The sequence below is a fragment of the Streptomyces sp. NPDC024632 genome (assembly GCF_055559175.1).
Window position 1 is genome coordinate 136,963 of sequence record NZ_JBVHLD010000015.1, and the last position, 14,456, is coordinate 151,418.

A 14,456-nucleotide genomic window follows, 5' to 3' on the forward strand; every position below is an offset into this window, starting at 1 on the left:
CGGCACGAACCCGCGCCGATCGTCGTTGCCTGCCGCCCGGCGGCCTCGCGTGCGTCGGTCACCGGTTCTCCTCGTTCCCTTCTCCGCCCGCCCGGCACAGAGCCGCGCCGCGCGTCACGGTGCGACTCCGATGGTGGAGAGTCCTGTCGCCTCGGGGAGTCCCAGGGCGATGTTCATGCTCTGCACCGCGCCGCCGGCGGTGCCCTTGGTCAGGTTGTCGATGGCGCTGATCGCGATCAGGCGGTGGGTGCTCTCGTCGTACGCGATCTGGATCTGGACGGCGTTCGAGCCGTAGACGGCGGCGGTCGCGGGCCACTGCCCCTCGGGGAGCAGATGCACGAACGGCTCGTCGGCGAGGGCCTTCTCGTACGCCGCCCGCAGGTCGTGGCCGGTGACGCCGGGGCGGGCCTTGGCGCTGCACGTGGCGAGGATGCCGCGCGGCATGGGGGCGAGGGTGGGCGTGAAGGACACACTGACCCGCTCGCCGGCCGCCGCGCTGAGGTTCTGGATCATCTCCGGCGTGTGCCGGTGGCCGCCGCCGACTCCGTACGGGCTCATCGAGCCCATCACCTCGGAGCCGAGCAGATGCGGCTTGGCCGCCTTGCCCGCGCCCGAGGTGCCGGAGGCCGCGGTGATGACGGCCTCCGGCTCGACCAGCGCGGCGGCGTACGCGGGGAACAGCGCGAGCGAGACCGCCGTCGGGTAGCAGCCGGGCACCGCGACGCGCTTGGACCCCTCCAACGCGGCGCGGGCGCCCGGCAGTTCAGGCAGCCCGTACGGCCAGGTCCCGGCGTGCGGGCTGCCGTAGAACCTCTCCCAGTCGGCGGCGTCGGCCAGCCGGAAGTCGGCGCCCATGTCGACGATCAGCACCTCGTCGCCGAGCTGCGCCGCGACCGCGGCGGACTGGCCGTGCGGCAGCGCGAGGAAGACCACGTCGTGTCCCGCCAGCACCTCCGCCGTGGTCGGCTCCAGCACCCGTACGGCCAGCGGCAGCAGGTGCGGCTGAAGCGCGCCGAGCCGCTGCCCGGCGTTGGAGTTCCCGGTCACCGCCCCGATCTCGACCTCGGGGTGCCCCGCGAGCAGGCGCAGCACCTCCCCGCCCGCGTACCCGCTGCCCCCGGCCACCGCTGCCCGCACCACCATCGAACCCTCCTCGTCGATGGCATGACTATACGTTTCAACGCAGTATTATGCAAAGGTCCCGTCACCCCGCCTACCGGCACTTCCCCCGTTGCTAGGCTGCGCGCATGCCGAACCTGGGGCCCGTCGTCTGGCCGCCCGAGCCGATCAGGACCGCGAGGCTCGTACTGCGCGGGTCCGAGGCGCGTGACCGGGCGGCGTTCATCGAGCTGCTGGCGTCGCCGGAGGTGCATACCTACCTCGGCGGCCCCCGGCGGCGTGCCGAGCTGGAGCGCGAGCTGCCCGAGGTGCCCGAGCAGTGGCCGGGAAGCTTCGTCGTGGAGCTGGACGGCGCGATGATCGGCCAGCTCCTGCTCAGGCGAGCGGCGGAGAGCCACCGCCCGGCCGCCCGGGGAAAGGCCGATCTCGGCTATCTGTTCCTGCCGCGGGCGTGGGGCCTCGGGTACGCCGCCGAGGCGTGCGCGGCGGCGCTCGACTGGTTCGACGGCGTCCTGCCCGGCGAGCCGGTGATCCTGGCCACCCAGAGCGCCAACCTCGCCTCGATGCGCCTCGCGGCCAAGCTCGGGTTCACCGAGGTGGAGCGGTTCCACGCCTGGGACGCCGAGCAGTGGCTGGGCCTGCGCCCGCCGCTCCCGGCATCCGCGTAGGACCGAGGGCCCCGGTCGCAGCGGCCGAGCCGTACGTCGGCGCGGCCCTCGGCGGAGTCAGAGGGCGCGCAGGGCGGGCAGGAGCGTCTTCTGCGACCAGTCGAGGAAGGGCTCCTGGTGGTCGCCGCCGATCTGGATCAGGGCGATCTCGGTGAAGCCCGCGTCGATGTAGGACGCGACCGCTTCGGCGAACACGTCGGGGTCGCTGCCGCAGGGAATGGCCTCGGCGATGTCCTCGGGGCGCACGTGCTCGTTGGCTCCGGCGAAGGCCGCCGGATTCGGCAGTTCCGCATTCACCGGCCAGGGCCCCACGGACCAGCGGAACTGCTCGTGGGCCCGGGCGACGGCGGCGTCGGTGTCCGGGTCGTAGCAGACCGGGAGCTGGCCGACCCTCGGCTTTCCCGTACCGCCGTGCGCGTCGAAGGCGTCGAGCAGTTCGCTCTTCGGCTCCGTGGCGATCACCAGATCGGCCAGCCGGCCCGCGAGCGAGCAGGAGCGCTCGCCCGAGACCGCGATGCCGAGGGGCGGCGGGGTGTCCGGGAGGTCCCACAGCTTGGCGTTGTCCACCTCGAAGTGGGCGCCCCGGTGGTTCACGACATCGCCCGCGAGCAGGGCGCGGATGATCCCGACCGCCTCTTCCAGCATCTCGACCCTGGTCCGCGCGGAGGGCCACCCACCGCCGACCACGTGCTCGTTGAGCTGCTCACCCGAGCCCAGCCCGAGCCGGAAGCGCCCCTCGGACAGCAACTGCATCGTCGCGGCCTTCTGCGCGATCACCGCCGGGTGGTACCGCTTGGTCGGGCAGGTCACGTAGGTCATGAGCGGGATGCGGTACGTGGCCTGGGCCGCGGCTCCCAGCACGCTCCAGGCGTACGGGGAGTGCCCCTGGGAATCGAGCCAGGGGAAGTAGTGGTCCGAGGTCACGGAGAAGTCGAATCCGGCCCGCTCGGCGCCGACCACATGGTCCACGAGCGCGCGAGGGCCCGCCTGCTCCGTCATCATCGTGTATCCGAATTGCACCATGCGAGGCGTTTAGCCGATCTTCGCGGCCGGGAAACCTCCCGCTCGGCTGAGGGGGCGGTGCGGGGGTAGGCGTAACGGACGGGCAGAGGGGGGACCGGTCCCCCGGTCAGGACACGTCGCGATCGCACACGGGCAGGTGGCTTCAGGATGACAAGCGGGACCGGCGGCAGTGCCGCACCCGGCAGGGACGAGACACCGGAGCAGCGCGCCGACCGGCAGTGGGGCGAGCTGCTCCAGGAACTGCGGGTCGTCCAGACCGGTGTGCAGATCCTCTTCGGCTTCCTGCTGACGGTCCCGTTCCAGCAGCGCTTCGCGCATCTGTCCGACGGCGAGCGCACGCTGTACATCGTGACCGTGATGCTGGGCGCGGCGACGACGGGCGCCCTGGTGGGGCCCGTCTCGCTGCACCGGATGCTGACGGGACAGCGGTTGAAGCCCGAGACGGTCGCGTGGGCGTCGCGTCTGACCGTGGTGGGTCTCGTCCTGCTCGTGTGCACGATGGCCACGGCCCTGCTCCTCGTCCTGCGTGTCGCCGGTGGCGCGACGGTCGCGATCCCGATAGTGGCGGGAATGGTCGTATGGTTCGGCCTCGCCTGGCTCGTCCTCCCCGCGGTGGCGCGACACCGCGCCCTGTCGGCGGACGGGTCCGACTGACCTCGACGTTCCCGCAGGGGAGCAGGACACGGAAAGAAGCGAGACATGACAGAGTCAGAGCCCACCGGCAGTGAGACGCGGCGCGCCGACGGAGCGGTGCTGTTCGACGTCGACGGCACCCTGATGGACACCGTCTATCTGCACACCGTCGCCTGGTGGGAGGCCCTGAGCCAGCACGGCCACCGGGTCGGCACGGCCCGTATCCACCGGCTGATCGGGATGGGCAGTGACCATTTGCTGGACGCGCTGCTCGGCGAGGACCGCGACCACGGCGAGGACGACACGATCAGCGCCGCTCACGACACCCTCTATGCCCAGTACTGGTCCCGGCTGGTGCCGCTGCCCGGGGCTTCCGACCTGCTCAGGGCCTGCGCGGCGCGCGGCTGGCAGGTCGTGCTCGCCTCGTCCGCGAAGGGCGAGGAGGCCGAGGTGATGCTCCGCGCCCTCGACGCCGATGAGGCGATCACCGCCGTGACCACCTCCGACGACGTGTCCTCCAGCAAACCCGCCCCCGACCTCGTACGGCAGGCGCTGGAGAAGGCGGGTGTCCCGGCCGGGCGCGCGGTCTTCGTCGGCGACGCCGCCTGGGACGCGCAGGCGGCCTCCAAGGCGGGCGTGCGCTGCCTCGGCGTGCTCACCGGCGGCTGGACGCGCCAGGAGCTGAGCGAAGCGGGAGCCGAAACCGTCTACGAATCCGTCGCGGACCTGCTCACCCACCTGGACGACAGCGTCCTCGCCACGCCACCCCGATGACCGGCCGCCGGGCCGGCGTACGCGTGGCGTCACGACGCCGTCGCGGAAAGTTTCCCGCTCTCGGGCCCCCGGTCACACGTGTCAATCATGTGACGCGGGTACGCGGACAGTAGGGAATTATCACTTCTGTGGGTGATTGTTCCGTTTCGACCGCTCCCGAAAGGAACGACGACATGAAAGCGCTGGTCTACAACGGCCCTTACGACGTCTCCGTCGAGGATGCGCCGGACGCGCGGATCGAGCAGCCCAACGACGCGCTGGTCCGGATCACCACCACCAACATCTGCGGCTCCGACCTGCACATGTACGAGGGCCGCACGACCGTCGAGCGGGGCAAGATCCTCGGCCACGAGAACATGGGCATCGTCGAGGACACCGGGCCCGCGGTGACCCGGATCAAGCCCGGCGACCGGGTGTCGGTGCCGTTCAACATCGCCTGCGGAAGCTGTCGCAACTGCCTGAACGGCTGGACCGCCTTCTGCCAGCGCGTCAACCCCACCGAGGGCATGGACGGCGCCGCGTACGGCTACGCCAACATGGGCCCGTACGACGGCGGCCAGGCCGAACTGCTCCGCGTGCCGTACGCCGACTTCAACCTGCTCGAACTGCCCGCGGGTGACGAGCACGAGGCCAAGTTCACGATGCTCTCCGACATCTTCCCCACCGGCTGGCACGGCACCGAACTCGCCGGCCAGCGCGCCGGGGACAGCGTCGCCGTCTTCGGCGCGGGACCCGTCGGACTGCTCGCCGCGCACAGCGCCCTGATCCGCGGCGCGTCCCAGGTCTTCGTCGTCGACCGGCAGGCCGACCGCCTCGCCCTGGCCGAGTCCATCGGCGCCACCCCCGTCGACTTCTCCGAGGCCGACCCCGTGGAGCAGATCCTGGACGCCACCGACGGGCGCGGCACGGACTGCGGCGTCGAAGCCGTCGGCTACCAGGCGCACGACCCGTCCGGCCAGGAGCACCCGGAACTCGTCCTGGACAACCTGGTCAAGGCCGTCCGTACCACCGGCGGCATCGGTGTGGTCGGCGTCTACATGCCCGAGGACCCGGAAGCCGCCGAGGAGGGCGCCAAGCACGGCCGGATCGCCTTCGACTACGGCACCTTCTTCACCAAGGGTCAGCACATGGGCACCGGCCAGTGCCCCGTCCTGCGCTACAACCGCGCCCTGCGCGATCTGATCGTCACCGGCCGGGCCGACCCGTCCTTCCTGGTCTCCCACGAACTCCCGCTGGACGAAGCCCCCGACGCCTACCGGCACTTCGACAAGCGCGACGACGGCTGGACGAAGGTCCTGCTCCACCCCTGACGCAAGGCGGCGAAGGCGGCCCGACGCGACCATGGGCCGGGGATGACCGGAGCTTGACCCGGCGGGCAGCATGGAGGGATCGGGGCGGGCAAGGAGCCCGACGTGATGAGAACCGGTGCCGTGGCCCTGACCCTGCTCGTGGCCGTCGCGGCGGCGGTCGCCGCCGTGGCGGTCGGCCCCTAGTGGTGGACGGCCGCCGCCGTCCTGGCCCTGCTGGGGCTGCTCGGCCTGTACGACCTGACGCAGCGCCGCCACTCGGTGCTGCGCAACTACCCGGTGATCGGCCATGCCCGCTACCTGCTGGAGAAGATCCGCCCGGAGCTCCAGCAGTACTTCGTCGAGCGGAATTTCGACGGCCGCCCCTTCGACCGCGACACCCGCAGCATCGTCTACGAACGCGCCAAGGGCACCGCGGCCGAGGAGCCGTACGGCACCGAACTCGACGTATACCGCTCGGGCCACGAGTTCCTGGTGCCGTCGATGGCGCCGCGGCCCGTACCGGACGATCCGCCGCGGGTGCGGATCGGCGGTCCCGACTGCGCCAAGCCGTACGACATGGCGCTGCTGAACGTGTCGGCGATGAGTTTCGGCTCGCTGTCGGCCCAGGCGGTCCTGGCGCTCAACAAGGGCGCGGCGGACGGTGGTTTCGCGCACGACACCGGTGAAGGGGGCCTGTCGGAGTACCACCTGCGGCACGGCGGCGACCTGGTCTGGGAGATCGGCACCGGCTACTTCGGCTGCCGCACCGACGACGGCGACTTCGACGCCGGGGAGTTCGCCGACAAGGCCGCCCACGACAGCGTCAAGTGCGTGTCGCTGAAGCTGTCCCAGGGCGCCAAGCCCGGTATCGGCGGCGTCCTGCCAGGGGCCAAGGTCAACGCCGAGATCGCCCGGGTGCGGGACGTCCCGCAGGGCGAGACCGTCGTGTCCCCGCCGTACCACCGGGTCTTCGGCACGCCCCGTGAGCTGATCCGGTTCATCGCCCGGATGCGGGAGCTGTCGGGCGGCAAGCCCGCGGGCTTCAAGCTGTGCGTCGGTTCGCGCCGCCAGTTCCTGGCCGTCTGCAAGGCGATGGTCGAGGAGGGCACCGCGCCGGACTTCATCATCGTGGACGGCGCCGAGGGCGGTACCGGCGCGGCGCCGCTGGAATTCGCCGACCACGTCGGCACCCCGCTCACCGAGGGCCTGACCACCGTGCACAACGCGCTGGTCGGCGCCGGTCTGCGAGACCGGGTCAGGATCGGCGCGAGCGGCAAGATCGCCACCGGCAGCGACCTCGTCAAGCGCATGGTCCAGGGCGCGGACTACGGCAACGCCGCCCGCGCCATGATGTTCGCCGTCGGGTGCATCCAGGCGCAGCGCTGCCACACCAACACCTGCCCCGTCGGCGTCACGACCCAGGACCCGCGGCGGGCCCGCGCCCTGGACGTCGGCGACAAGTCCGTCCGGGTGCGCAGGCTCCAGGAGTCCACCGTCGCCAGCGCTCTTCAGATCATGGCGTCGATGGGCGTCACCGATCCGGCGCAGCTGCGCCCGCACATGCTGCGCCAGCGTGTCGACCCCTACACCGTCCGCTCCTATGACGAACTGTACGAGTGGCTGGCTCCCGGTCAGCTGCTCGCCGAACCGCCCGCCTCGTGGGCCGCCGACTGGGCCGCCGCCGACCCCGACCGCTTCACCGTCTGAGCCGTACCGCTGTGCGCACCGGCTGCCGCGCGCACCGCGCCGCACCCCGAAGCGCCGCACCGCCACACCGCCACACCGCCACACCGCCCCACCGTCTGAGCTGGAGGAATCATGGCCCGTACCGTTGCCCGCGTCATCGTGGACGCCCTGGCCGAACTGAACGTACGCCAGGTCTTCGGCGTCGTCGGCGACGCCCTCAACCCCCTGACCGACGCGATCCGCACCACCGACGGCGTGGAGTGGGTGGGCTGCCGGCACGAGGAGGCGGCGGCCTTCGCCGCGAGCGCGCAGTCCCAGCTCACCGGCGGCCTCGGCGTCTGCATGGGCACGGTCGGCCCCGGCTCGGTGCACCTGCTCAACGGCCTGTACGACGCGGCCAAGAGCCACACCCCGGTGCTGGCCATCGCCGGTCAAGTGCCGCTGTCCGAGCTGGGCAGCGACTACTTCCAGGAAGTCGACAACGACGCGCTCTTCAGCGATGTGGCGGTCTTCCGGGCCACCGTCACCTCGCCGGAGCAGATGCCGCTGCTGCTGGAGACCGCGGTCCGCACCGCCCTGGGACGCAAGGGCGTCGCCGTGCTGTCGGTCCCCGGCGACATCGGGGAGAAGGAACTGTCCACGGACCGGCCGGCCCGTTTCTCGCTGACCACGCCGAGCACCCGGCCGGACGAGGACGCCGTCCGCGCCGCCGCCGATCTGCTGGACCGGGCCGAGCGCGTCACCCTGCTGGTCGGCCGCGGCGCCCGGGGCGCCCGCGACCAGGTCATGGCCCTCGCCGACCGGCTGGCGGCGCCGATGGTGCTCACGTTGAAGGCCAAGGAGGGCTTCGAGGGCGACAACCCGTTCCAGGTCGGACAGACCGGTCTGATCGGCAACCCCGCGGCGGCCTCCGCACTCCAGGACGCCGACACCCTTCTGCTGCTGGGCACCGACTTCCCTTACCGCGACTGGTATCCCGAGGGCCGCACCGTGGTCCAGGTCGACACCGAGCCCACCCACATCGGCCGCCGCGTCCCGGTCGAGATCGGCCTCGTCGGCGAGGTCGGCGCGACCGTACGGGACCTGCTGGTCCAGTTGGACGCCGCACCGTCCGCGTCGGCGAAGGCCCGTGACCGCAAGCACCTGGACCAGGCCGTGGAGCGCTTCGCGTCCTGGCGGGAGGGGCAGGCCCGGCTGGCGGCCCCCGACCACGACAAGGGACTGATCGGCCGCGTCCGCTCCGCCCTGGACAACCGCGAGCACGGCATCCGTCCCGAGGCGCTCGCGGCGGCGGTCGACCGCCACGCCGCCGACGACGCGGTGTTCACCTCCGATACGGGCATGGCCACCGTGTGGCTGTCGCGTTTCGTGGAGATGCGCGGCGACCGTCGCCTCCTGGGCTCGTACAACCTCGGCTCGATGGCCAACGCCATGCCGCACGCGCTGGGCGCGCAGATGCTGGACCGGGGCAGGCAGGTCGTGGCGTTCTGCGGCGACGGCGGACTGAGCATGCTGCTCGGCGACCTCATGACGCTCAAGACGTACGACCTGCCGGTCACCCTCGTCGTCTTCGACAACCGCCGGCTGGGCATGGTCAAACTGGAGCAGGAGCAGTCGGGGCTGCCGGAGTTCGGCACGGTCCTGGACAACCCCGACTTCGCGGCGGTCGCGACCGCCTTGGGCCTGACGGGTATCCGGGTCACCGACCCCGACGAGTTGGACGACGCCGTCCGCACCGCGCTGGCCGCGCCGGGCCCGGTGCTCCTGGACGTCCTCACCAACCCGGACGAGATCGCCGTTCCCGCCAAGCCCACCGTCGAGCAGGGCTGGGGCTTCGCCGTCGCCAAGATGAAGGAGATCGTCCGGAGCTCCGGCGACAACTCGCACTGAGGGCACCGGCGTTGCGCGGTCGGGGGCATCGGGGCATCGAGCCGTCAGACCGTCGAACCGTGTGCCGTAAGCGCCGTCGTGCCGTCGTGCCCTCGTGCCGTCGTCCCAAGTAGCCTCCCGCGTGAGATCTTTGAGGTGTCGCCCGGCCGACTCCGGCCGGCCGACGTGGAGATGGGGGAACATGATCGCTCTGGTGCTGATCGGCGTGCTGGTGGTCGTCGTCGGCGGGTGCGCGTGCGTGGTGTGGGCGAGTCGCGGCGGGCCCCGCTGGGTGCGCGCGGTGGCGTCGGTGACCCTCGCCGCCGGTGAACTGGTGCGCGGCTCCGAGCGGAACCGGCGACAGCGGGAGCGCCGACGCCTGAACCGGTCCGGCAGCGGCAGCGACTGACGGCGGTCGCCGCTGGGTTGGCGGCGTCACCTCACCGCCGCACCGGCCTTGGAGCAGCGCATGTCGTCGTTGGACGAGCTTGAAGCCGTTCTGAGCGCGGCGCGGTCAGGACTTGGTGGCGCGGAGGATCACGAATTTGGGGTCGGAGGCGACGATGTCGCAGGTGCCGAAGAGGCGGCGCAGGCGGAGGTGGTAGCCGAGGTGGCGGTTGCCGATCACCCAGAGTTCGCCGCCGGGGCGCAGGACGGTACGGGCGGCGGTGAACATCCGGCGGGCCGTGATGTCGGTGGTGGCCTGGTGGGAGTGGAAGGGCGGGTTGAGGAGGACGAGGTCGGCGCTCTCGGCCGGGACCCCGGTCAGGCCGTCGGCGACCAGGAACTCCGCCTTGGTCGCGGGGTCGGCGTTGGCGCGGAAGGTGGCCTCGGCCGAGGCGACCGCCTGGTGCGACTCGTCGGCGAACAGCACGGCGGACTCGGGGTTGGCGAGCGCGGCGGCCGTCCCGACGACGCCGTTTCCGCAGCCGAGGTCGACCACGCGGTCCGGGCCGTGCCGCACGGGGAGGTGCTGGAGCAGGAAGCGGGTGCCGATGTCGAGCCGTTCCGCGCAGAAGATGCCCGCGTGGTTGGTCACCGTACGGCCGGAGACCGCGCCGATGCCGTCCGGCAGCGCGTAGGTGATCGGCCAGGGGCTGGCGGTACGGGTCCGGCCCGCGGCCGGGGCGCAGAAGATCAGCCGCGCCTTCTTCTCGGCCAGTGACGTACGCGTCGGTCCGAGGATCCGCTCGAAGAGGTTGAGCGTCGAGGTGTGGATCTCGGTGGTCATGCCGGTGCCGACCACGACGGTGCCCTCGTGCACGGCGGGCGCGAGGCGGTGGAGCTGGTCCTCCAGCAGCGCGAGGCTCTTGGGGACCCTGATCAGCAGGACGTCCACGCGGTCCGGCGGGGTGTCGCGGGTGGACAGCAGCCGGACGCCGTCGGCCTCCTCCGGGGCGTTGCGCAGCAGATTCGCGCGGGTCGCCTCCTGGGCCAGGAAGGAGTCCGAGATCTGGGTGGGGCGGTGCGCGGCCAGCGCGGTGGTCAGCGCGCCCCAGCGGTCACCGACCACGACGACGGTCCCCGACAGGTCCACGGACCCGGCCGCCGTACGCCCGCCGGCCGCGCCGTCCGCCTGCGCGGCGGGACGGGAACCGGCGCGGGCGTCGCCCGGCGGATCGGCCCGCTGACCGGTGCGGGTGTCGCCTCGCGCGTCGGCCCGCGGGTCCGCCCGAGCGTCGGCTCTCGTGTCGGCTCGGGTGTCCGCGAGATGCCGGAGCGCGTACGCGTCGGCGGCGTCCCAGGCCCGCAGTTGGTCGCGCGGGTCCTGCGGGAAGCGAGTGAGGTCGAGGTCACCCCAGGGCGTCGTGAATCGGATCATGGTGCTCACAGGCTAACCGCTACGCCACCACTGAGCGGTCGGCCGGTGGCCGTGAGGCGTCGGACGGGGGTCGGGCCACCCCCTCGGGACCCCCTCCAGGCCCCCCTCGGAGCCGCTTCCGCGGGGGTTTGACCGAGGTGGCGGGGCACGGCTCCTTCACCGCCGCGGGCCGGGCGCTGGGCTCCACGCGGGCAAGGAGCGGGACCCGGAGGCATGTCCAGCCCCCGGGCCCCTCGAAGTGCCGCCCCGTGCACACACCGGCGCACTTGAGGCCGCGGGTCAATCTGATGTCGACTCGTTCTACCGTTGAACTACCGGCCCGTGAAAGAGGACCAGACAGGATTCGAACCTGCACCTGACGACCTTGCCCGCGGCCGATCGATCCGGTGATCGGCGGCGACTGCTGAGTCTGGAGCGAGAGTCTGAGATTGATCGCGGTCTGCCTCTGCCATTTGGGCTACCCCCGCGAGTGGTGCGGGGCGAGGGACTCGAACCCCCACTGGAACCGCGTCGTTCACGACGAACTTCAGCTTCAGCTTTGCGCTCCTGGCGCACCCTCCGCGCTCCGGCGGAGGGGATCTAGGGGGGTCACTGCGCGAACAGGAACCCGAACACGGCCTCGCCGACGCGCCGGTCGGTGACCTCCGTGCCGTTGGCCTCCTCGCGGGCGAACTTCACCGCCTGCTGCAACTTCTCGACCCGGTCCAGCAGTTCGTTCACCCGGCGGGCGGGGAGCGCTCCGGAGAACTTCACCGTGGTCCAGTAACCGACCGCCACGTCCTCGTAGTACACCTCGACCTGGGCCGGGTGCTTCTCGGTGGCCTCGGCCTTCACGTGGTTGCGCGGGACCTTCTTGGTGCGGATCGTCCGTACCGGCTCGGTCTTCCAGGCGTCCGTGGAGGCGTCCAGATTCCAGCCCTCGGCCGCGTCCAGCACCGGCAGCTTGCGCACGAAGGTGTTGAGGTCGGTGAGCTGCTTCTCCAGGAAGAGCAGATACGACACGGGCACGTCGCTGACGACAGTGCGGCCGTCGACCGTGACATCGGCGCGCGCCTCGCAGTTGGCCCAGTCCTTGGTGGCGGTCACGTCGAAGAGCCGGGTGAGCGCCGCGGCGGTGTCCCGCAGCACATTCTCGGCTTTGACCTGCACCCGGGTGGACTCGGGCGGCAATTGCTCGCCCTCCTCGTCCTTCGGCTGATAGCTCCGCGAGATCCCGGAAAGCAACGCGGGCTTCTGCAAGTCGTGATGAGCGGTCGTCAGTTCCTGCTGCGCCTTGGACTTGACGCCCTTCTCGACCGCGATGATCTGATTGAGTTTCGCCACACACAGACCGTAACAGCGCGCCGACCACGCGTTCGACCGGTTTTCGCGGCGCCGGGCTTCGAATGTCCCGCCCGGCCGCCGACTCCGGAACCCCACGCCTCACTTCCGCCGCGACCCGACGCCGACTCCCCCGCAGGTAACCGCACATTATGGACGAAGTCCCGTTGAGAGCTTGGTCGTTACCGGCGCGCACGCCTCGGGCGTCTGGTACTGTCACGACCGCCAGTCAGCCATAGGTCGGTCTTCAACGACGGATCTGACTGATGACACGGGGTAGGAATCAGAGCTCGGCGCAGTGCTTCCCGGGGATCCACGGGCCGAGCGATGTGAATTCGCAATAGATTTTTGAGTGTCGTTGCCGCGATCGACCGCGCCCGAATACGGGGGTGCGCCGTCCGATCGTGACAACGTCTATTGGTCGCTGCCGGCTGGAGGTTCAGCCGTGGGCGAGATTGAGATCGGGGGCGATCTTGCGAAGGCCGAATCATTTCACCGAGCTTGTGCTGCGTCATGCCGCTGAACTGCCGGACAAGGACGCGTACTTCTTCCTGCCCGGCAGCGCGCCGGGCGCCGAGGCGCAGCGGCTGACCTACGCGGCGCTGGACGCCGAGGCCAAGCGGATCGCCTCCTGGTTACAGGAACACGGCGCCGTCGCAGGACAAGTGCTCCTGCTCTACCCCTCGGGCCTGGACTTCGTCGCGGCCTTCGTCGGCTGCCTCTACGCGGGTTCGGTCGCGGTGCCGGCGCCGCTTCCCGGCGACCAGGGCAACCAGGGCAACCAGGCCGCCCGGCTCACCGGCATTGTGCGCGACGCCGAGGTCCGCGCGGTGCTCACCGACTCCGCCAACGAAGCCGCCGTCAGCGCCTGGCTGCGCGAGTCGGGCGTGACCGACGTCGCCGTCCTGGCCAGTGACGACCCCGCCCAGGGCGACGCGCGGGCGTGGACCAGTCCTCAACTCACCGCCGATTCGCTGGCGTTCCTCCAGTACACCTCCGGCTCCACCAGCGAGCCCAAGGGTGTGATGGTCTCCCACGGGAACCTGATGGCCAATCAACTCGCCATCCGGCACGTCCTCGGCACCCACCAGGACAGCCGCATGGGGTGCTGGCTGCCCGCGTACCACGACATGGGCCTGATCGGGCACATACTCCACTCGCTGTACGTCGGCGGCTCGACCGCGCTGATGTCCCCGGTCTCCTTCCTCATGCGGCCGGTGCGCTGGTTGCAGATGATCAGCGAGTACGGCGTCGCCGTGAGCGGCAGCCCCAACTTCGGCTACGACCTGTGCCTGCGCCGGGTCACCGACGAGCAGTTGGCCACCTTGGACCTGAGCAAGTGGCAGCACGCCTCCAACGGGGCCGAGCCGATCAGGGCGGAGACGGTGCGCGCGTTCACCGAGCGCTTCGCGCCCGCGGGCTTCCGGCCCGAGTCCGTCAGCCCCTGCTACGGCATGGCCGAGACCACACTGCTGATCTCCGGCGTGCGGGCGGACCAGAACCCCGTCTTCCGTACCGTGGACGCGGCGGCCCTGGAGCAGGGGCGGCTGCGCGACGCGCCGCGGGGCGGCGGCACCCGCGACCTGGTCGGCAGCGGCGTGGTCGACCCGGCCGACTTCAGTGTGAAGATCGTCGATCCGGACGAGCGCTGCGAGCAGCCCGAGGGCGGCGTCGGCGAGATCTGGGTCAAGGGCGCCAGCGTGTCCTCCGGGTACTGGAAGCGTCCCGACACCAACGCCGAGATCTTCGACGCCGCGATCGTGTCGGCGGCGGGCTCGGACCCGGGCTGGCTGCGCACCGGCGACCTCGGCGTCCTGGACGCGGGGCAGCTCTACGTGACCGGCCGTCTGAAGGAAATGATCCTGATCAACGGGCGGAACATCTACCCGCACGACGTCGAGCGCGAGGTGCAGTCCCTGCACCCGGCCTTCCGCGGCGGCGCCGGAGCGGCGTTCTCGGTGGACGACGGCGAGGAACACCTCGTGCTGGTGCAGGAGTTCCGCCGCGGCGCCGCGCAGGACCCGGCGGAGCTGTGCGCCGAGGTACGCGCCCACGTCCGCCGTGAATTCCAGGCCAGTTGCAGCGTGCTGCTGGTCCGCCCGGCCACGGTGCGCAAGACCACCAGCGGCAAGATCCAGCGCACTTTGATGCGGTCGCTGCTGCTGGAGGACCGGCTGGGCGCGGTCCACCAGGATCTCGACAAACAGGTGGCCAACCTCGTGGCCGGGCCACTGGTCACCTCGGCGGGCTGAG

The 14,456-nt window shown here is 71.3% G+C and carries 12 protein-coding genes; 8 read left to right on the top strand and 4 right to left on the bottom strand.

Annotated elements, in window-relative coordinates:
* Positions 1-114 precede the first annotated feature (114 nt).
* On the bottom strand, positions 115-1,143 hold the full coding sequence (argC, locus tag ACZ37P_RS28220; protein WP_467349185.1) for an N-acetyl-gamma-glutamyl-phosphate reductase: 1,029 nt from the start codon (positions 1,141-1,143) through the stop codon (positions 115-117).
* A gap of 104 nt (positions 1,144-1,247) precedes the next feature.
* Between argC and ACZ37P_RS28225 the strand changes: the two genes are divergently transcribed.
* Positions 1,248-1,787 (top strand): GNAT family N-acetyltransferase, encoded by a 540-nt coding sequence (locus ACZ37P_RS28225; protein WP_467349187.1) that lies wholly within the window; start codon positions 1,248-1,250, stop codon positions 1,785-1,787.
* Positions 1,788-1,844: 57 nt separating this feature from the next.
* Here the strand turns inward: ACZ37P_RS28225 and ACZ37P_RS28230 are convergent, their stop codons facing one another.
* Positions 1,845-2,810 carry an LLM class F420-dependent oxidoreductase gene (locus ACZ37P_RS28230; protein WP_391046494.1) on the bottom strand — a complete coding sequence of 322 codons (966 nt, stop codon included), beginning with the start codon at positions 2,808-2,810 and terminating at the stop codon, positions 1,845-1,847.
* A gap of 147 nt (positions 2,811-2,957) precedes the next feature.
* On the opposite strand from ACZ37P_RS28230, the gene ACZ37P_RS28235 reads away from it, so the two are divergent.
* The 6 genes from ACZ37P_RS28235 (at position 2,958) to ACZ37P_RS28260 (ending at position 9,470) form a co-directional block, all read left to right on the top strand.
* Positions 2,958-3,464: a DUF6328 family protein gene (locus ACZ37P_RS28235; RefSeq protein ID WP_355332664.1), complete on the top strand. Its 507-nt coding sequence runs from the start codon at positions 2,958-2,960 to the stop codon at positions 3,462-3,464.
* A gap of 45 nt (positions 3,465-3,509) precedes the next feature.
* On the top strand, positions 3,510-4,217 hold the full coding sequence (locus ACZ37P_RS28240; RefSeq protein ID WP_391046491.1) for an HAD family hydrolase: 708 nt from the start codon (positions 3,510-3,512) through the stop codon (positions 4,215-4,217).
* Positions 4,218-4,390: 173 nt separating this feature from the next.
* The gene (locus ACZ37P_RS28245) at positions 4,391-5,527 is read left to right on the top strand and encodes a glutathione-independent formaldehyde dehydrogenase (RefSeq protein ID WP_467349189.1); all 1,137 of its coding nucleotides are present in this window, start codon (positions 4,391-4,393) and stop codon (positions 5,525-5,527) included.
* A 204-nt stretch (positions 5,528-5,731) separates the two neighbouring features.
* Positions 5,732-7,213 (top strand): FMN-binding glutamate synthase family protein, encoded by a 1,482-nt coding sequence (locus tag ACZ37P_RS28250; protein WP_467349214.1) that lies wholly within the window; start codon positions 5,732-5,734, stop codon positions 7,211-7,213.
* Between the two features lie 111 nt (positions 7,214-7,324).
* Positions 7,325-9,082, top strand: coding sequence for a thiamine pyrophosphate-dependent enzyme (locus ACZ37P_RS28255; protein ID WP_467349191.1), 1,758 nt, complete (start codon positions 7,325-7,327; stop codon positions 9,080-9,082).
* Positions 9,083-9,263: 181 nt separating this feature from the next.
* A complete protein-coding gene (locus tag ACZ37P_RS28260; protein WP_391046484.1) occupies positions 9,264-9,470 on the top strand; it encodes a hypothetical protein in 207 nt (68 codons plus the stop codon).
* A gap of 105 nt (positions 9,471-9,575) precedes the next feature.
* Here the strand turns inward: ACZ37P_RS28260 and ACZ37P_RS28265 are convergent, their stop codons facing one another.
* Positions 9,576-10,883 carry a methyltransferase gene (locus ACZ37P_RS28265; RefSeq protein ID WP_355332678.1) on the bottom strand — a complete coding sequence of 436 codons (1,308 nt, stop codon included), beginning with the start codon at positions 10,881-10,883 and terminating at the stop codon, positions 9,576-9,578.
* 588 nt (positions 10,884-11,471) lie between these two features.
* Positions 11,472-12,206, bottom strand: a complete 735-nt coding sequence (locus ACZ37P_RS28270) for a DUF7873 family protein (protein WP_355332681.1) — start codon at positions 12,204-12,206, stop codon at positions 11,472-11,474.
* Positions 12,207-12,706: 500 nt separating this feature from the next.
* On the opposite strand from ACZ37P_RS28270, the gene ACZ37P_RS28275 reads away from it, so the two are divergent.
* Positions 12,707-14,455: a fatty acyl-AMP ligase gene (locus ACZ37P_RS28275; protein WP_467349193.1), complete on the top strand. Its 1,749-nt coding sequence runs from the start codon at positions 12,707-12,709 to the stop codon at positions 14,453-14,455.
* Position 14,456 lies beyond the last annotated feature (1 nt).

Coding starts and splice junctions, on each gene's coding strand:
- ACZ37P_RS28245 (WP_467349189.1), top strand. CDS start 4,391: ATGAAAGCGCTGGTCTACAACGGCCCTTACGACGTCTCCGTCGAGGAT.
- ACZ37P_RS28235 (WP_355332664.1), top strand. CDS start 2,958: ATGACAAGCGGGACCGGCGGCAGTGCCGCACCCGGCAGGGACGAGACA.
- ACZ37P_RS28265 (WP_355332678.1), bottom strand. CDS start 10,883: ATGATCCGATTCACGACGCCCTGGGGTGACCTCGACCTCACTCGCTTC.
- ACZ37P_RS28260 (WP_391046484.1), top strand. CDS start 9,264: ATGATCGCTCTGGTGCTGATCGGCGTGCTGGTGGTCGTCGTCGGCGGG.
- ACZ37P_RS28255 (WP_467349191.1), top strand. CDS start 7,325: ATGGCCCGTACCGTTGCCCGCGTCATCGTGGACGCCCTGGCCGAACTG.
- argC (WP_467349185.1), bottom strand. CDS start 1,143: ATGGTGGTGCGGGCAGCGGTGGCCGGGGGCAGCGGGTACGCGGGCGGG.
- ACZ37P_RS28240 (WP_391046491.1), top strand. CDS start 3,510: ATGACAGAGTCAGAGCCCACCGGCAGTGAGACGCGGCGCGCCGACGGA.
- ACZ37P_RS28230 (WP_391046494.1), bottom strand. CDS start 2,810: ATGGTGCAATTCGGATACACGATGATGACGGAGCAGGCGGGCCCTCGC.
- ACZ37P_RS28225 (WP_467349187.1), top strand. CDS start 1,248: ATGCCGAACCTGGGGCCCGTCGTCTGGCCGCCCGAGCCGATCAGGACC.